Source organism: Actinoplanes sp. NPDC051537 (assembly GCF_055586105.1).
Window position 1 is genome coordinate 579639 of the sequence record NZ_JBVJIU010000003.1, and the last position, 17562, is coordinate 597200.

The 17562-nt window shown below is 71.5% G+C and carries 13 protein-coding genes; 7 read left to right on the forward strand and 6 right to left on the reverse strand.

The features are described 5' to 3' along the window. The 4 genes from ACZ6TB_RS09570 (at position 1) to ACZ6TB_RS09585 (ending at position 5708) form a co-directional block, all read left to right on the forward strand. A complete protein-coding gene (locus tag ACZ6TB_RS09570) occupies positions 1-1419 on the forward strand; it encodes a pyridoxal phosphate-dependent decarboxylase family protein (protein ID WP_465552465.1) in 1419 nt (472 codons plus the stop codon). A 74-nt stretch (positions 1420-1493) separates the two neighbouring features. After that, on the forward strand, positions 1494-3662 hold the full coding sequence (locus ACZ6TB_RS09575) for a GH92 family glycosyl hydrolase (RefSeq protein WP_465552553.1): 2169 nt from the start codon (positions 1494-1496) through the stop codon (positions 3660-3662). A 23-nt stretch (positions 3663-3685) separates the two neighbouring features. Next, positions 3686-4951, forward strand: a complete 1266-nt coding sequence (locus ACZ6TB_RS09580; protein WP_465552467.1) for a glycosyltransferase — start codon at positions 3686-3688, stop codon at positions 4949-4951. A gap of 31 nt (positions 4952-4982) precedes the next feature. Then, a complete protein-coding gene (locus tag ACZ6TB_RS09585; protein WP_465552469.1) occupies positions 4983-5708 on the forward strand; it encodes a class I SAM-dependent methyltransferase in 726 nt (241 codons plus the stop codon). A gap of 257 nt (positions 5709-5965) precedes the next feature. Here ACZ6TB_RS09585 and ACZ6TB_RS09590 read toward each other — a convergent pair whose 3' ends face one another. Both ACZ6TB_RS09590 and ACZ6TB_RS09595 read right to left on the reverse strand, forming a co-directional pair. Beyond that, entirely contained in the window at positions 5966-8830 is a 2865-nt protein-coding gene (locus ACZ6TB_RS09590; protein ID WP_465552471.1) for a glycoside hydrolase family 3 protein, read from the reverse strand. Between the two features lie 525 nt (positions 8831-9355). Continuing rightward, a complete protein-coding gene (locus ACZ6TB_RS09595) occupies positions 9356-9940 on the reverse strand; it encodes a mycothiol transferase (protein ID WP_465552473.1) in 585 nt (194 codons plus the stop codon). Positions 9941-10078: 138 nt separating this feature from the next. Here ACZ6TB_RS09595 and ACZ6TB_RS09600 point away from each other — a divergent pair, with 138 nt between their 5' ends. After that, positions 10079-10690: a DedA family protein gene (locus tag ACZ6TB_RS09600; protein ID WP_465552475.1), complete on the forward strand. Its 612-nt coding sequence runs from the start codon at positions 10079-10081 to the stop codon at positions 10688-10690. After that, positions 10687-11325, forward strand: coding sequence for a VOC family protein (locus tag ACZ6TB_RS09605; protein WP_465552477.1), 639 nt, complete (start codon positions 10687-10689; stop codon positions 11323-11325). The genes ACZ6TB_RS09600 and ACZ6TB_RS09605 overlap by 4 nt, the downstream gene beginning before the upstream one ends. On the opposite strand, the gene nhaA is transcribed toward ACZ6TB_RS09605, so the two are convergent. After that, complete coding sequence (nhaA, locus tag ACZ6TB_RS09610) at positions 11322-13211, reverse strand: Na+/H+ antiporter NhaA (protein ID WP_465552479.1); 1890 nt, start codon at positions 13209-13211, stop codon at positions 11322-11324. The genes ACZ6TB_RS09605 and nhaA overlap by 4 nt on opposite strands. Positions 13212-13450: 239 nt before the next feature. On the opposite strand from nhaA, the gene ACZ6TB_RS09615 reads away from it, so the two are divergent. Next, on the forward strand, positions 13451-13897 hold the full coding sequence (locus ACZ6TB_RS09615; RefSeq protein ID WP_465552481.1) for a hypothetical protein: 447 nt from the start codon (positions 13451-13453) through the stop codon (positions 13895-13897). Here the strand turns inward: ACZ6TB_RS09615 and ACZ6TB_RS09620 are convergent. Genes ACZ6TB_RS09620 through ACZ6TB_RS09630 form a run of 3 tightly spaced genes read right to left on the reverse strand, consistent with a single transcriptional unit; the run spans position 13894 to position 17453 of the window. Further along, entirely contained in the window at positions 13894-14799 is a 906-nt protein-coding gene (locus ACZ6TB_RS09620) for an SMP-30/gluconolactonase/LRE family protein (protein WP_465552483.1), read from the reverse strand. The genes ACZ6TB_RS09615 and ACZ6TB_RS09620 overlap by 4 nt on opposite strands. Before the next feature lie 54 nt (positions 14800-14853). After that, positions 14854-16479, reverse strand: a complete 1626-nt coding sequence (locus ACZ6TB_RS09625) for an ABC transporter permease (protein WP_465552485.1) — start codon at positions 16477-16479, stop codon at positions 14854-14856. After that, positions 16476-17453 (reverse strand): ABC transporter ATP-binding protein, encoded by a 978-nt coding sequence (locus ACZ6TB_RS09630; protein WP_465552487.1) that lies wholly within the window; start codon positions 17451-17453, stop codon positions 16476-16478. The genes ACZ6TB_RS09625 and ACZ6TB_RS09630 overlap by 4 nt, the downstream gene beginning before the upstream one ends. Positions 17454-17562: the final 109 nt, after the last annotated feature.

Sequence of the window (17562 nt, forward strand, 5' to 3'; positions counted from 1 at the left end):
ATGGCCGATCCCTTGGACGACGCGGGCCTCGCTGCCGAGGCTCTCCACCAGATCAACGATGCGGCGGGCGCCTATCTGGGCTCGTTGACCAGCCGGCCGGTGCTCGATCACGGCGCGCTCGAGATGCTCGCCGGGCTGGGCGGGCCGTTGCCGCGGGACGGGACGGGGACGACGGAGACCGTCGCGCGGCTGGTGGAGATCGGGACGGCGGCGGCCACGGCCTCGTCCGGGCCGCGGTTCCACCACCTGGTGATCGGCGGGGTCACCCCGGCGGCGATGGCCGCCGACTGGCTCACCTCGCTGCTCGACCAGAACGCGTACGGGAAAGTGTCGTCGCCCTTCGCCATGGAGGCCGAGACCGTCGCCGTCCGGTGGCTGCGGGAGATGTTCGGTCTCCCCGAGGGCTACGGCGGCGTGCTGACCGCCAGCGCGACCTTCGCCAACTTCACCGGGCTCGGCTGCGCGACCCAGTGGTGGGGTGAGCGGCTCGGGGCCGACACCGTGCGCGACGGGCTCTCGGGGCTGCCGCGGATGCCGGTGTTCTCCGGCGGTTACGTGCACGCCAGCGCGCGCAAGGCCCTGCAGATGCTCGGGCACGGGCGCGACTCGGTGCGGGTGCTCGCGCGGGACGAGGTCGGGCGGGTCGATCTCGAGGCGATGCGGCGACAGCTCGGCGGAACAAAAAACGCCGTGATCATCGCGAACGCGGGGGAGGTCAACGCCGGCGACTTCGACCCGATCGCGGAACTGGCCGACCTGGCCGCCGAGCACGGCGCCTGGCTGCACGTGGACGGCGCGTTCGGGCTCTTCGCGGCCCTCTCCCCGCGCACCGAGCACCTCACGCGCGGGATCGAGCGCGCCGACTCGATCGCGGCCGATGCGCACAAGTGGCTCAATGTCCCGTACGAGAGCGGATTCGTCCTGGTGAAGGAACCGGCCCGCCTCGGCACGTCGTTCGGCATGCCCGGCGCGCCCTATCTGCCCGGCGACCCGGCGAGCGGCTTTGCCGTGCTGGGGCCCGAGTCATCCCGGCGGGCGCGAGCCTTGCCGATCTGGGCGACGCTTTCCGCGTACGGGCAAGAGGGTTATCGCCTCATGATCGAACGCCACCTCGACCTGGCCCAGCGGCTCGCGCGACAGATCGGGGAGACGCCCGAGCTGGAGCTGCTCGCCGACGTGCCGCTGTGCATCGTGTGTTTCCGGGCCCGCCCGCCGGGGGTCACCGATCTCGACGACTTCAACCGCCGCCTGGGCGCCGCGGTCATCGAGGACGGCCGGGTCTTCGCCGGCACCACGGTCTACGGCGGGAAGGTCGCCCTGCGCCCGGCCATCGTGAACTGGCGGACCACCGAGACCGACATCGACCTGTTCGCGCAGGTGATCCGCGAGCTGGTGGAAAAACTTCATGATCAACAATGAGTTCACCTGTTCGAAACCGTCCCCTCCTTCCCAGTAGATAGAGTGCCGCCATCCTCGACGACATAGACCCGTTCATCGGCACCGCCGCGACCGACCTGCCCCGCGCGCAGGGCCTGGCCGCCACCTGGTGGTGGCCGAAACCGCAGGTGGGCAACACCCACCCCGGCGCCACCTCGCCGCTCGGCATGGTCAGCGCCTGCGCCTACTCCGGCGCCTACCCGACCGGCTACGGGCGGTACGCCAAGAACACCGAGGGCGTGCCCGAGGAGATGTTCGACCGGCTCGAGGCCTCCGGGTTCACCCACTTCCAGCAGTCCGGCACCGGCGCGATCCGCAAGTACTACAACTACGTGCGGGTCACCCCGATGGTGCAGCCGCTCGACGCGCTGGGGGAGTCCTGGGCGCTGCACGACGAGGTCGCCGAGGCCGGCTACTACGCGGCCACCCTGGACACCGGCGTGCGCTGCGAGATCACCGTGGGCAGCAAGGTCGCCGTGCACCGCTACACGTTCCCCGAGCACCGCTCGGCCCGGGTCGTGGTCGACATGTCGCTCGGCGGGCTGGCCATCGACCTCGGGCGCACGGTCCCGCTGCGCGCCCAGGTCGAGAGCATGGGCCGCGGCCGGGCCCAGGGCACGGTCGTCATGGAGGGTGTGCCGCTGTCGGTCTCGGTCGAGGTCGACTCGCCCGGCTGGCGGCAGATGCTGTGGTACGACCGCCGGCTCATCGACGGCGGCACCCGGCTCGACTTCGACAGCATCCGGCACACCAACCTGCGCCCGTTCGGCATGCTGTTCGTCGGCTCGGCCCGCGCCGGTCAGGTCGTCGAGGTGCGGATGGGCTTCTCGCTGCGCGGCTGCGAGCAGGCCCGGGCCAACCTCGAGCGCGAGTGCGGCACCGAGGCGCCGGCCTTCAACGTGGTGCGCTCGCGCACCCGGGCCCGCTGGCGCGACCACGTCGGGCGGGTGCAGGTCGAGGGCGGCACGAAGGCCCGCCGGAAGGTCTTCGGCACCGCGCTCTACCACTCGCTGATCAAGCCGTGCTTCGCCGACGACGAGAGCCCGTTCTGGCCCGACGCCGGCCCGTACGCGTTCGACGTCTGCACGATGTGGGACATCTACAAGACCCAGCTGCCGCTGCTGGCCGCGATCGCCCCGGACCGGCACACCGACCTGCTCGAATCGCTGATCCGGGTCTGCGAGGAGGAGGGCAACTTCCCGATCGGCTACCGGATGGCCCGCGGCGCCGACCGGTTCTTCCGGCAGGCCAGCGCGCTCGCGCACACCGCGCTCGCCGACGCGCACGCGCTCGGCCGGCCGGGCATCGACTGGAGCTGGGCGCTCGTGCACATGGTCGACGACCTGCGGCGGATGTACGGCGAGGACTTCTTCGAGCACGGCGTGGTGCACCCGATCTCGCACACCCTCGATCTCGCGTACGCGCATCACTGCACCGCCCAGGTGGCCCGCTCGCTCAACGACCGCCGCCTCGCCGACGACCTCGAGCGGCGCGGCCGGCAGTGGGTCAACGCCTTCGACCCGGCCACCGGCCTGCTGCGCGACTCCGAGTTCTACGAGGGCGGCAAGTGGAACTACTCGTTCCGCCTGGTGCACGACATGGCCGCCCGGATCGCGCTGGCCGGGGGCGACGCCGCGTTCATCGGCATCCTCGACCGGTTCTTCGGCTACGGCGCCGACCCGGTCAAGCAGCCCGGACGCTGCCCGCAGCCGGCCGAGATGGCCGCCGGGTACGCGCTCAACCGCTTCGAGGGCCTCAACAACGAGCCGGACATGGAGGCGCCCTGGGCGTATCACTACGCCGGGCGCCCCGACCGTACGGCCGAGGTCGTGCACTCCGCGCTGACCTGGCAGTTCGGCACCGGCCCCGGCGGCCTGCCGGGCAACGACGACTCGGGCGGCCTCAGCTCCTGGTACGTGTGGGCGTCGCTCGGCCTCTTCCCGGTGGCCGGCCAGAACCGGTTCCTGATCAACGCCCCGGCGTTCGCCCGCGCCGTGCTCCAGGCCGGCGACGGCGAGTTCGTCATCGAGACCAGCGGCTTCACCGAGTCGCCGATCGGCGTGGACGGCCTCGACCGCGAACCGCCACCGCAGTACGTGCAGTCCGCGACCCTGAACGGGGAGCCGCTGCACGTCGCCCACCTGTCCGCCGCCGATCTGCACCGTGGCGGCCGGCTGCACCTCACGCTCGGCGCCGAGCCGAGCAGTTGGGGAACCCTGTCCTGACCCTCCACCCCCGAGGAACCACCATGAACCACCCCAGCCGCCGCCTCATCATCGTGGTCCGGGCCGACCCGGTGATCTGCGGCCACTCCGGCGAGGCCCGCAACCTCGCCGAGGTCGCGCTGACCCGGGGCTTCGACGACGTCCGGCTGCTGACCTGGCCGGTGCCGGCGCTGGAGGCCGCCGGGCTGCCGCTCAAGCCGCTGGACCGGCTGCTTCCGTACAGTCCCGGGATCACCGTGGAGCGTCCCGAGGCGGTCGGCGACTACCGGGTGCCGGACGGGCGCCATCAGGCCGGGCTCACCGGCCGGCTGGTCGAGCTGCTCGCCGAGCCGGTGCCGACCGTGTGCCTGTCGATGTACCTGGTGCCGCACACGGCCGTGGTCGTGGACGCGGTCAACGCGGCCCGGGCGGCCGGCTTCGACCCGCAGGTGCGGACCGTGGCCAAGGCCGTGGGGTCGGACGTCACCAACGTGATCCGCTCGTGTCTGCGTGAGGGACGGTTCGGCGCTGCCACGGTCCTGTTCACCACGTTTCTCGCCAACGACGATCTGGTGGCCGTTTCCGATTACACGCGGGACGAGATCATCGCCTCGGCGGCCGAGGTCGATGCGCATTGCGGGACGTCTTTCGCCGCGCAGTGCCGGTCTCGGGTGCGGGTCAGCTACCCGCCGATCGACGCGTCGGCCTTTCTCGACAAATCGGAGATGTCGGTCGAGGCGGCGCTCGCGCGCCGGGGTCTCACGCGCGACGGCTACATCCTGTTCCTCTCCCGGGTGGCGCGGGCCAAGGGCATCTACGACCTGATCATCGCGTACGGCCAGATGCGGTGCCGGGACGACGTCAAGCTCGTGGTCGCGGGCACCGGGCCGGCCCTCGAGCACGTGCGGGCCATGGCCAAGGAGGACGATCGCATCATCTTCCTGACCGACGTGGACGACGAGGAGAAGCCGCTGCTCATGGCCGGGTGTGCGGCCTACGCGCTGCCGACCAAGCCGGAGCCGGACTTCGTCGAGACGTTCGGCATCGCGCTGGCCGAGAAGATGCTGGCCGGCGGCGGCCCGATCGTCACCACGCTGACCGGCGGCACGGGCGAGGCGGTGGGCGAGGCCGCGGTGATCGTCGAGCCCGGCGACATCAACGCGCTGGCCGAGGCGCTCGACCGGGTGGTGCTCGACATGAGCACCGCGCAACGGGCAGATTATGAGCTGCGGGCGCGCGAGAAGGCGATGTCCTTCGACCGGGCGGCCGTCTTCGACGGACTTTTCCCCCAGGAGGCCGGCGTTCACTGAGATCCGGGAACACCCCCGATACCGTACGTGGGTGCGGCTGGCCCGGCTGCGCGCGTTCGCCCTGGTGAGCGCCGTCTGCCTGGTCGGCTGCCTGCTCGCGGTGGTGTCGCCGTGGTTCCTGCTCTTCGCGGCGCCCCTCGCGATCTTCGGCTACATCACGCTGATCCTCGGCCTGACCGTCTACCGCCTGAGCTCCCGCGGCGGTTCCTTCCAGCGGAAGATCCACTCGCTGATCGCCCATTCCGTGGCGGTGCCGCCCGGCGGACACGTCCTGGACATCGGCTGCGGCAGCGGCAGCCTCACGGTGAACGTCGCCCGGGCGCACCCGACCGCCACGGTCCTGGGCGTCGACTCGTGGGGTGACAACTGGGAGTACTCGAAGGACGAATGCCTGCGCAACGCCCGCGTCGAGGGCGTTCTTGACCGTGTCACGTTCCAGCAGCAGAACGGTTCGAGGCTGGACGTGGCGGATGATGCTTTCGACGCCGTGGTGAGCTGCCTGACTTTCCACGAAATATCGGATAATTCCGACAAGTCAGACGGCGTGGTCGAGGCGTTGCGCGTTCTCCGCCCCGGCGGCAGCTTCGTCTTCGTGGACCTCTTCGGCGATCCGGCTTTCTACCCTTTGCCGAGCCGGATTCGCGAGATCGCCGGCGTGGAGCCGCGCCCGCTGGCCGACCTGATGCCGTTGCCGTACCCGCTCAAGCATCCCAAGGTGCTCGGCCACGCAATGATTCTGTCCGGCACGAAGCCCTGAGGCCGGAACTCCGCGCGGCGCCCGTTGCGGGGCGGTGAGCGGTCCGGCGGCGCGCGGGCGTCAATTCCGCGCGGCGCCCGTTGCGGGGCGGTGAGCGGTCCGGCGGCGCGCGGGCGTTTGGCCGGAATTCCGCGCGGCGCCGCTACCGGTCGCGGCGCCGTGCGGAATGGGGTCCCGGTCCGGCCGACCGGGGCGCCATGGCTCATCCCGTGCGAAGTGAGCCCGATTTCCAGGCTAGGAGCCTCAACTTAAACGTGTCAATCGACCACGATTGATTTCGTCAGGCGTGGGTCGCGGGACGAGCCGCCCACCGTGATCGTCCGGGCGCCGGTGCCGGGTAGCCAGCGGGCGGCCGTCGACGACCAGGACGAGAGCTGCTGCCGGTCGACGTGCAGGGACACCCTGGCCGAGTGGCCGGGGCCGAGGGTGATCCGGTCGAAGCCGACCAGCTTGCGGACGGCCTGCTGGATCGACGCCGGCAGGCCGGGGGAGGGGCCGAGGTAGACCTGCGGCACCTCGGCGCCGGTCCGGGCGCCGGTGTTGCGGACGGTGAAGCTCACGTCGAGCCCGCCGTCCCGGGCCGGGCGCGCCGAGAGGCCGGTGTAGCCGAAGCTGGTGTACGACAGGCCGTACCCGAACGGGAACAGCGGCGCGGCGGCCTGCCGGTCGTACCAGCGATAATCCTGGTAGATGCCGTTGTCGGCCATCCCGGTGAGCGTCCGGTACGACGCGGTGGCCCCGGCCACGAAGACGCTGGGCCGCACCACGCCGGGATACTTCGGGCAGTTCCCGGTCGGCGACGTGTCGGTGCAGCCGGGGTCGTACATCGGCGTCCGCGCGGCGGTCGCCGGGAACGTGACCGGCAGCCGGCCGGCCGGGTTGATCCGGCCGAGCAGCACGTCGGCGGTGGCGGCGCCGCCCTCCTGGCCGGGGTACCACATCTCGAGGACCCCGGCGACGGACGAGACCCACGGCATCAGCACCGGGTCGCCGGTGTTGAGCACGACCACCGTGTTCGGGTTGGCGGCGGCCACGGCGGCGATGAGATCGTTCTGGTAGCCGGGCAGGAGCAGCCCGGCGGCCTGGTCGGAGCCGCCTCGATCGGATCCCTCGGTGCCCTCGTCGTACGCGAAAAGCACCACCTTGCTCGCCGGCCGCGCCGCCGAGACCGCGTTGGCAATGGATCGCGCCGCGTTGTCCGGCGGCACCCAGCGCAGCTGGACCTGACCGGCCTGCGCGCCCACCACGACGCGCAGGTCGAGATGCAGCTTCTGGCCCGCGGTCAGCGTCGTCGAATAGGTGGCCTGCTGGAGGGCCGGGTTGGCGAGATCGTGCGAGCGGGCCGACTCGCCGAGCGAGGCGTACGAGGAGTTCGGGGCGGCCGGATAGGCGTTGACGTTGATCCGCCGATCGGCCGTGGTCAGGCCGTCGACGAAGAGCTGCGAGCTCGCCTGGTTCCTGACGAAGACCTTGAGCTGCCAGGCGCCGTCCGCCGGTGCGGTCAGCGTCCCCGACCAGCGCCAGCCGGTGCTCGGCGGCAGCGTCGTGTCGACCGTCGCGTCGAGCTGGTGGGTGCCGCCGGCGACCAGGACCGGCTGGCTGCCGCTCGGCACCGGGTCGGTCGTGATCTGCTGGCGGAGGAGGCCCGGCTTGCCGGCGAAGGTCGCGTCCTCGTCGGTCAGCGTCCAGTTCGGGTAGGCCTCGGCCGGGTCCGGCGCGGTGAGCGCGCCCGAGGGCGTGATCGTCCCGTCCACGTCGTAGCCCGGCACGTACGAAATCTGGTTATTTGTCGCCTTTAACGCGTCGTAGGGTGACGCGGAGCCGTCGTAGGGGATGACGTGCGCGCTTCCGCCGCCGCCGTAGTAGGACGCCACCGCGGACGGCCCCATCACCACGAGCCGATCCGATGTGGACAACGGCAGCACGCGGCGGTCGTTCTTCAGCAGCGTCGCGCTCTGTGCGGCCAGATCGCGGGCGGTCGCGGCATCCCGGGCTTTCAGCGACGAGAGCGACGGCCGCGGCGGCACCCAGGGCGCGGGCGTGCCGGTGAAGTGCGAGCCGTACTGGGTTCCCTCGAGAAGCCCGGCCTCGTTCATGGTCGCCAAGATGTGGAACAGGGCCGTGTCGAGGGCCTGCCGCCACTGCGCCGCCGAGATCGCCGGGTAGGCCGGGAAGTCGGCCGTGGCCGCCACCGCCGGCGTGCCGTTCGTGACCGCGTCGGCGAGCGCCGCGTCGGTGAGGTTGCGGGCGCTCGGCTGCTCGATGTCGGTGCCGTTGACCAGGTCGGTCATCTTGTGCACGGCGCCCCAGTCGGACTGCACGAACCCGGTGAACGCCAGCTGCTGGCGCAGGATCTTGATGAGGGTGGTGTCGTTGCCGCAGCCATAAACATCATTGATCCGGTTGTACGAGCACATCACCGACCCGGCGCCGGCCCGGATCCCGGCCTCGAACGCCAGCAGCTCGGTCTCGTGCAGCGTCTGGTCGTCGATCGTGACGCTGGTGGCGTTGCGCCCGTTCTCGAAGTCGTTCTCGACGTAGTGCTTGAGCTCGGCGATCAACCCTTCGCCCTGGGCGCCGCGCACCTCCGCCGCGGCCAGCGCCCCGGCCAGGTACGGATCTTCGCCCAGCGTCTCGAAGTTGCGGCCCCCGGTGGGGAAGCCGACCGCATTGACCATCGGCCCGAGCCACACGTCCTGCCCGGTCGCCCGCGCGGCGGCGCCCATCGTGCGGCCGTACGCGAGCGCGTCGCCGGTGTCGAACGAGGCGGCCAGCCCCGCGGGCGCCGGCAGCGCGGTCTCGACGTGCCCGAGGCGTACCCCCGCGGGCCCGTCGGTCATCCGCAGCGGCGGCACGCCGAGCCGGGCCACGCCCGGAATCCAGCCGGCCTGGCCGACGCAGCCTTCCGGAAGCGTGGTCGCGCAGGTCGCATCGGGCGACCCGTGCACCATGCCCGACTTCTCGGCGATCGTCATCTGCCCGATGAGCGCCACGATCTCGGCGTCGCCGAGCGTGCCGTGCCCCCAGCCGTTCCGGAAGGCGGGCGCGGCCGCGGCGCCGAGCGCCGGAACCAGCAGAAGGGCGGCGGCGGCCACCGCGGCCCGGGATAAGGACGTACGCATGCCAGAACTCCCTGCGTGTCGACGATGGACGGCGCACGGGAATCAAGGAATGAGTGCGGAGAAGGACACCCGCCGTCTCGGCCGGAGAGACGGCAGCGTTTGTTGTACCAAGAAACTTATTCCTACGTGGACACTCAGCGCAAGGGTCCGATCACGAGCGGTTCAATTCATAGAGACCGCCAACCGGCTGAACACCGCGGCCGGGCGTCGTGGCCCTTCGTCGCTAGTTGCCCGGCCGGGTGCGCCGCGCGCGGGACTCGCTCGCACAGGTAGGCGATCTCGATGGCCAGCTCCTCGAAGTAGCGGAAGCCGGAACCGGGCGCGAAGCGTTCCTCGTCCCATTTCTTGATCTGCCGCAGGTAGGTGCGGACGGCCTCGTTCTCCCACGTGCGCAGCAGGGCGCAGGCGCATCTCGCGGCGTTTCGAGCCCAGGTAGGTCAAGGCGGCGAGGACTACGGCGGAGAGCTTCGTTGCCAGATCGACGGACCAGTGCATGTGGCCTCCATCGTCGCGGGCCGAGCCGGCTCAGCGCACGCCGGGGAGGCGGTAGCTGCCCGAGGCGGGACGCCAGCCGGCCGGGGGATCCTCGCCGGTGCGGCCGTCGACCGCCTCGCGCAGCAGGTCGGCGTGGCCGGTGTGGCGGCCGTACTCCTCGAGCAGGTCGCACAGCAGGCGGCGCAGGTTGGCGTGGCGGCCGTCGCCGGAGCCGGCGTGGATCGGCTGGTCGAGGCCGCCGGCGGCGATCGCGGAGGCCAGGCGGGAGCGGGAACGCTCGACGGCGCCGTCGTACAGCTCGTAGAGCGAGTCGGGATCGGTGCGCGCGGCCGAGGTGAACTCCCAGTCGTCATCGTCGCGCGGCATGGCCGACCACTCGGCGCCGAGCGGCTCGCCGCGCAGCTTGGTGGTCGAGTAGTAGTCCTCGATCAGGGCCAGGTGTTTGAGCAGGCCGCCGAGGGTCAGCGTGGAGACGCCGAGGCGGGCGCCGAGCCCGGCGGCGCCGAGCGCGTCGGCCTTGAAGCGGAACGTCGTGCGCATCCGGTCGAGCGAGCCGATCAGCTGCTCGGCCTCGGTGCCGGCCAGCGGCGGCTCCCACGGGAAGTCCTCGGTCATGCGGGCCACCCTAGACCTGGCCACCGACATTTTCCGGACGCATATAAGGGACGGCCCGCAGTGACGCCCGTCCCTTATGCGTGGCTTCGCGGGCGGGGCCGTCATACGGTGTAGCGAACGGCCGACGGGAGGTAGCCGATGCACGCGTTGCTCGGCGCGGTCGACCGCTTCGGCTACTTCGGCATCGGGTTCATCGTCTTCATCGAGAGCTTCGGCATCCCGGCGCCGGGCGAGACCGCGATCATCGCCGGAGCCGCGTACGCCGGCCGTGGTCACCTCAACATCTTCGCCGTCGCGGTCACCGCGTTCGTGGCCGCCGTCATCGGCGACAGCCTCGGCTACCTGATCGGCCGCCGCGGCGGGCGCCCGCTCGTGCACCGCTTCGGCCGCTACGTCCGGCTCACCCCGGCCCGGCTCGGCAAGGTCGAGGACTTCATGGGCCGCCAGGGCCCCAAGATCGTAGTGGTGGCCCGGTTCGTCGAGGGCCTGCGCCAGCTCAACGGGGTCGTGGCCGGGCTGACCGGGATGCCGTTCGCGAAGTTCGTGGTCTGGAACATCCTGGGCGCCGCGCTCTGGGTCGGCTGCTGGTCCACGGCCGGCTACTTCGCCGGCGATCACCTCGACCAGATCACCGCCACGATCGGCCGCTATCTGTCGGTCGCCGTCGGCATCGGGGTGCTGCTCATCATCGCGTACGTGTGGAGACGCCGCCGGCGCCGGCGGCAGGAAACGGAGATGGCCGCCGAATGACACCCTTGACCCGTCCCGAGGCCTCGGAAGCCGTTGCCGACATCGGCTGGCGTTTCGTCCTCGGCACCCTGCGCACGTCGATCCCGGTGTCGTCGATGGCCGAGGCGGCCGAGATCGCCGCGAAGGCCGTCGCCGCCTGCGGCGAGGACGCCGACGACCAGCTGCGCGCCGACCTGCGACCGCAGCGTGTGGTCCTGACCCTGCGCTCGCGGGCGGACGGCGGCGTCACGGCGCGCACCACCGCCCTGGCCCACCGGATCGCCGAGGCCACGCCGACGAACCTTCCCGAGTCGATCCAGCAGGTCGAGTTCGCCATCGACGCGCGCGACATCGCCGCCGTCCGCCCGTTCTGGAAGGCCGTGCTGGCCTACGCCGACGGCCCCGGCGACCTGCTCGTCGACCCGAACGGCACGGCCCCGCTGGTCTGGTTCCAGCAGATGGACGAGCCCCGCCCGCAGCGCAACCGGATCCACATCGACATCGCGGTGCCGCACGACGAGGCGCCGGCCCGCCTGAAAGCCGCCCTCGCCGCCGGCGGCCGCCTCGTGTCCGACGACCACGCGCCGGCCTGGTGGGTGCTGGCCGACCCCGAGGGCAACGAAGCCTGCATCACGAACTGGCTGGGAAGAGACTAACGACGCCGCTCGGCGATCCTCGCGCGGACGCGGGCGAGGCGGATCGCCTCCTTGAGCGTGTGCACGTCGTACGCGCCGTAGTGGCGCTGCCCGTTGATGAAGAACGTGGGCGTGCCGGAGACGCCGCTGAGATCGGCCGACTCGAGGTCGCCGGTGATCCGGTCGGCGGTCGCGCGCCGCATCATGTCGTCGTGGAACCGCTCCTCGTCGAGGGCGATCTGCCGGGCGTACCCGAGCAGGTCGGTGATGCGCAAGTTGTCCTGATGCGCAAGCAAGAGATCGTGCATCTCCCAGAATTTGCCCTGAAGTCCGGCCGCCTCGGCGGCCTCGGCCGCCAGTTGCGCCTGCGGATGCACGTCGGTGAGGGGCAGGTTCCGCCAGACGAAGCGCAGGTCGACGTCGGCGAACAGCTCGCGCACCACCGGCTCGGCCTGACCGCAGTACGGGCATTGGAAGTCGCCGTACTCGACGACGGTGACCGACGCCTCGACCGGCCCGCGGGTGTGGTCGCGCTCGTCGTCGACCTCCGGGATCAGGTCGATCAGCTGCTCGGCGTCGCCCAGCAGCGCGACCGCCCGCTTCGGCTTGGGCAGCATGAAGGTGATCCGGAACTCGGTCCAGGTCAGCACCGACGCGGCGACCGCGGCGCATAGAATGCCCAGCTTCGCCTCGGCCAGCGCCGGGCCCTCGAACGCGAGCGCCGCGATGAGGAACGAGACCGTGAAGCCGATGCCGGCGATCGTGCCGGTGCCCAGCACCGACGCCCAGCCCACGCCCGGCCGGACCCGGCCCCGGGAGAGCCAGGTGACCAGGGCCGAGGTGCCGGTGATCGCGATCGGCTTGCCCAGCACGTACGCGACGAAGACGCCGATCGTGATCGGGGAGGTGACCGCCCGGCGCAGGAAGTGCGCGTCGATCGCGATGCCCGCATTGGCCAGGCCGAACAGCGGCACGATCAGGTAGCTGCTCCAGCCCTGGTAGGTGCGCTGGAGCCGGTCGTTCCAGGAGAACGACCGCACCACGCCGAGGCTCGCGAACCGGGCCAGCTCCGGCGTCGGCTGCTCGCGGAACGAGCGGAACAGGTCGCTGGCCTGCTCGAGGTCGCCGCGGACCGGGGAGTACGCGGCGGCGGCCAGGCCCAGGGCGAGGCCGGAGACGACCGGGTCGACGCCGCTGGCCAGCATCGCGCCCCAGATCGCGATGCCGAGCGGCACGTACGCGTACCCGCTGCGCACCTGGAGCCGGACCAGCAGGAACGTGCCCAGGTAGAGCACGATTGCGATGATCAGCGGCATCACCTCGATCTTCTCGGTGTAGGCGAACGCGATGATCAGCAGCGCCACCAGGTCGTCCACCACCGAGACCGTGACCAGGAACAACCGCGCCTGCTCGGGCACCCGCCGGCCGACCAGCGCGAGCAGCCCGAGCGCCAGCGCGGTGTCGGTGGACATCGCCACGCCCCAGCCGCGGCTGCCCGGCCCGCCGTGGTTGATCGCCAGGAAGATGCCGATCGGGATCAGCATGCCGACGATCCCGGCCGCCGCCGGCAGGATGAACCGGCGCCGGTCGCGGAGGTCGCCGAGGTCGAACTCGCGCCGCGCCTCCAGGCCCACCACCAGGAAGAACAACGTCATGAGGCCGCTGTTGACCCACTCCCGCAGGGTGAGCGAGATGCCCATCGAGCCGAGGTCGATGGACAGGTCGGTGTGCCAGAACCTCTCGTAGGAGCCGTCCGCCACGTTGGCCCAGATCATCGCCACGACGATGGCGAAGACCAGCACCCCGGCGCTGCCCGCCTCGGTTCGCAGGATGCGCCGGACGGTCACCACCCGGTTGGTCCAGGCGGTGCTGCCGCTCATCTCCGCGGTGGCCTGCGATTCGCTCACGGGATCACCCAAGCATGTCGCGGCCCGTCGATCCACGGTCTGTGACGCGAGTCGGCCCGTTCGGCCGATGGCCGCGTGGATTCCCAGGTCGCTCCTCTGTTTCGGGCCTGTTTCGGCCGGCCAGTCCTCGACCGCACGAGGCCTTGACCGCCGAGCCGATAGTTGTCGCGCCGGGCCGGGTGGACTGTCAGGGTCGGCACACGATAGCTTGGGAGCGCTCCCACCATAGGAGGTTCTCAATGCGTCGTGCGTTGTTCGCTCTCGCGTTCGTCCTGCCGCTGGCGGCGTGCGGCACCGACCGCACCGGCCTGCCCGCGGCGGCCGGCACCGCGGCGAGCGTCGCCCCGGACACCAAGGCCGCCTGCGAGGCGGTCGGCGAGGCGTACACGAAGCACATCGGTCCGTTCGCCGAGTCCGTCACCAAGTTCGCGGCGGGTGGCGCCGCGACCGATCGCAAGGCGGCCCAGCAGAAGCTCGGCGAGTTCGCCGCCTCGATCCGGACGGCGACCGAGAAGAGCGCGGACCCGCAGATCGTGGCCGACGGCAAGACGACCGCCGACACCCTGAAGGCCAAGTCCTCCGACGCCGCGGTCTTCGCCGCGATCAAGACCCAGCAGGACGCCGGCACGCTGCTCGGGCCGACGCTCAAGCAGTGGCTGTCGCCGATCAACCACCACTGTTCCTAGGCTTCGGAATCACCGCTCCTGGGCTTCGGAATCACCGCGATGGCCGGCTCGTGCAGGCTGCCGAGCCAGACCCGGCCGTCGTGCTCGCGGACGCCGGTGACCATGTGGAAGCCGTTCGCCTCCGCGCTGAGGTCGTGCACGAGCCGGCCGTCCGCGGCGTAGGCCTGCACGCGAACGGTCCGCTTGGGTGCCGGCTGCATGCCCTGCGGGATCCGGGTGACCCCCCGGCGCACCCAGAGCGGCCCCTGCTGGATCCGCTCGACCAGCGGATCCCGGGGGCTGGCGATCGACACCCAGATGAGGCCGTCGCTGCCCCGCGAGATGTTGTCGGGGTAGCCCGGCAGGTCCTCGACCAGGTAGTCCCGCCGTCCGTCCCCGAGCCAGTGCCGCACGACCGTCCGCGTGGCCGTCTCGGCGACGGCCACGAAGTCGTCGGCGAGCGCCACCCCGTTGGCGAACGCCAGCCCGTCCTCGAGCACGGTGATCTCCCCGCCCGGGTCGCGCCGCAGCAGCCGCCCGGTCCGCGTGACCTCGACGACCTCGGCCCGCCACTCGTCGATGGGATGCACGGTCGAGGAGTCCGAGTAGTAGATCGTCCCGTCCGCCGCGACGGCCGCGTTGTTGCAGAAGCGCATGCCGCCGGCGAGCTCCTCGATGGCGCCGGTCGCGGGGTCGACGGCGAGCAGCCCCCGGCGGGCGTCGCAGACGAGAAGCCTTCCGTCCGGCATCAGCTCGATCCCGAGCGGCCGCCCCCCGGTGCCGGCGACGGTGGTGGCCGCACCGCTGTCGGGGTCGATCCGATGAATGACACCGTCCTCGGTGCCGGTGTAGATCTCGCCGCCCGCCCCGACCACAACATCCTCGGCGCCGTACCCGGGCACCTTGATCACGCGCATATCCATGCCCGACTATCCACCCGCGGACCGCGTCACATCAACCGGGCAATGGCCCGAGGCTCAGGCCGGCAACCGGAGGTCTCGGCGTTCCAGCCGCCGGACTCCGGCCGTGGCGAGCAGCGCGGCCGACAGGCAGAGGCCGATGATCGGGCCGGAGCTCGTGCCTTCGGCCGGCGCGTTGGGGACGTGGGTGAAGGGCGAGAGATCCAGCAGCAGGGCCGGCAGTCCGAGGGAGGGACCGAACATCGGTCCGACCGCGATCGCGAACACGACCAAGGCCCAGGACAGGCCGACCGACCAGCGCGGCAGCCACACGACCAGCACGACGACCGCGGCGCCGAGCACGCCGATGGCGGGAAGCTGGACGAACGTGGCGCCGACCAGGTCGCGAAGGAGTGACGCCGTGCCGCCGAGCATCCGCCCGCCGGCGGCGCCCATGGCCACCGCGAAGACCAGCATGAGGAGCGTGGCGCCGGCCAGCGAGTTGACGGCATGGGCGCCCAGCCAGCGACGCCGGGAAACGGCGGTGCTGAGCACCGGCTCGAGCGTCCCCCGCGTCTCGTCGTGATGCAGGCGGAGCAGGAGCGTCACCACGTAGATCGCCACCGCCATCCCGGCGATCTGCAGCATCGACGCCCAGTAGGCGCCGAGCAGGCCGGCGTCGCCGCCGAAGGCGTCGTACCACTTCGTCGCCGCACCCTCGAGGCCCTTGATCTGGTCGCTGAGCGTCCCGAAGACCAGACCGAAGCCGAACATCCCGATCACCCAACCCAGCAGCGCCGTACGCTGCTGCCGCCACACGAGACCGGCCGGGCTCAGCAGAGCCGGGCTCGCGTGGGCGGCGCCCTTGCGTTCCGGCCACAGCCCCCGGCCCACGTCCCGCCGGCCGACCAGGACGATGGCCAGCCCGAAGAGGATCGCCGTCAGCAGGGCCGCCGGAGCCAGCGGCCACCACCGGTCGTCCGCGAACGGCCGCATCTGCTGACCCCAGCCGATCGGGGAGAGCCAGGCGGGCCAGGCGCTGGTGACCCGCAGGGCGGCGGAATCGACGGTCCCGAGCACGTTGCCCATCGCCGCGAGCGCGAACGCGAGGCTCAGACCGGCGGCGGAAAGACCGATCGCTCCCCGCGTGGTCGACGACAGCTGGGCGGTCACGGCGGCGACGCCGGTGAAGGCGACGCCCACTACGGCGATCGACGCGCCCGCGACGAGAGATCCGGCCGCGGCCTGCCCCGCGATCAGCATGCCGAGCGTAAGCATGGCGGCCAGCACCACGTTCGCCGCCAGCGTGACGAGCACGGCCGCGGCCGGCGAGGCGTAACGGCCGACGACGCCGGCACGCAGCATCTCCTCGCGACCGAGCTCCTCGGATTGCCGGGTGTGCCGGACGACGGCGAGCACGCTCATCATGGCGGCGAGCACGGCCAGGGTGAGGGCGTCCCGGTGCAGGGTGTAGCCCCCGATCGTGGGGCCGGTCACCAGCCCGAGCACCCGCATCCCCGGGTTCTCGACGACGATCCGGGTGTCCGGCTGGAGAAGCTCGGGGTGCTCGGTGTACTGGCTCTCGAACAGGGCGGTGGTCGCCGCCAGGAACCCGGAGGTGCCGAGAATCCACGCGGGCAGCGTGAGCCGGTCCCGCCGCAGCGCGAGCCGGGACAGCCGCATCGTGCCGGCGAAGCCGTTCATGACGTGGTCGCCAATTCGTCGCCCCCGCCCGGGGCCGGCGTCCCGGGATCCTGACCGTACTGCCGCCTGAACAGCTCCTCGAGCGTGGGCGGCGAGGTGATCATCGACCGCACCCGGAGGCCGACTAGATGCTCGAGCACCTCGTTGAGCCGATCCGGGTCGACGGTGAACTCGGCGTGGCCGTCGCGCACGCGGGCGTCGTGCACACCCGGCCACCGCGTCACCGGCGCCGGCGACGCGACGGTGTCGACCGCGATCGACGTGCGCGTGAGATGGCGTAGCTCGTCGAACGTCCCGCTCTCGGCGGCCCGGCCGGCCCGGATGATCGTGACCCGGTCGCAGAGCGCCTCCACCTCGGACAGGATGTGGCTGGAGAGCAGAACGCTGCGGCCCGCGGAACGCGATTCCCGCACCACGTCCTGGAAGACGGTCTCCATCAGCGGGTCGAGGCCGGACGTGGGCTCGTCGAGCAGGTAGAGCTCGACGTCCGAGGAGAACGCGGCGACCAGGGCCACCTTCTGCCGGTTGCCCTTGGAGTAGGCGCGGATCTTCTTCGTCGGGTCGAGCCGGAAACGCTCGAGCAGCTCCCGCCGCCGCGCCTGGTCGAGGCCGCCGCGCAGGTCGCCGAGCAGGTCGATCACCTCGCCGCCGGTGAGGTTGGGCCAGAGGTTCACCTCACCGGGCACGTACGCCAGGCGCCGGTGCAGCGCCACCGCGTCGCGCCACGGATCGGCTCCCAGCACCGCGACGTGGCCGGCGTCGGCGCGGAGCAGCCCCAGCAGCACACGAATGGTGGTGGTCTTCCCGGCGCCGTTCGGCCCGAGGAAGCCGTGCACCTCGCCGGTCCGCACCTCGAGATCGAGGCGGTCCAGAGCGCGGATCTCGGGGCCGAAGCTCTTGACGAGACCGGTGATCGTCACAGCTGTCGTCACGGCTACCACTTCCTCGACATCGCTCCCGCTCTTCCTCGACATCGCTCGAGTCGAGTTCAGCACGATGGCGGCGTGGGGGAGAGGGACCGGACGTCCCCGGCCGGGTGACCTAGGACCCGTGTTCCGGCCGCGGCCGGGTTCATGGGAGATC

Bases quoted from the DNA above. Each gene is read 5' to 3' on its own strand.
- ACZ6TB_RS09570 (WP_465552465.1), top strand. From the start codon at position 1: ATGGCCGATCCCTTGGACGACGCGGGCCTCGCTGCCGAGGCTCTCCAC.
- ACZ6TB_RS09580 (WP_465552467.1), top strand. From the start codon at position 3,686: ATGAACCACCCCAGCCGCCGCCTCATCATCGTGGTCCGGGCCGACCCG.
- ACZ6TB_RS09590 (WP_465552471.1), bottom strand. From the start codon at position 8,830: ATGCGTACGTCCTTATCCCGGGCCGCGGTGGCCGCCGCCGCCCTTCTG.
- ACZ6TB_RS09595 (WP_465552473.1), bottom strand. From the start codon at position 9,940: ATGACCGAGGACTTCCCGTGGGAGCCGCCGCTGGCCGGCACCGAGGCC.
- ACZ6TB_RS09600 (WP_465552475.1), top strand. From the start codon at position 10,079: ATGCACGCGTTGCTCGGCGCGGTCGACCGCTTCGGCTACTTCGGCATC.
- ACZ6TB_RS09605 (WP_465552477.1), top strand. From the start codon at position 10,687: ATGACACCCTTGACCCGTCCCGAGGCCTCGGAAGCCGTTGCCGACATC.
- ACZ6TB_RS09615 (WP_465552481.1), top strand. From the start codon at position 13,451: ATGCGTCGTGCGTTGTTCGCTCTCGCGTTCGTCCTGCCGCTGGCGGCG.
- ACZ6TB_RS09620 (WP_465552483.1), bottom strand. From the start codon at position 14,799: ATGGATATGCGCGTGATCAAGGTGCCCGGGTACGGCGCCGAGGATGTT.
- ACZ6TB_RS09625 (WP_465552485.1), bottom strand. From the start codon at position 16,479: ATGAACGGCTTCGCCGGCACGATGCGGCTGTCCCGGCTCGCGCTGCGG.
- ACZ6TB_RS09630 (WP_465552487.1), bottom strand. From the start codon at position 17,453: ATGTCGAGGAAGAGCGGGAGCGATGTCGAGGAAGTGGTAGCCGTGACG.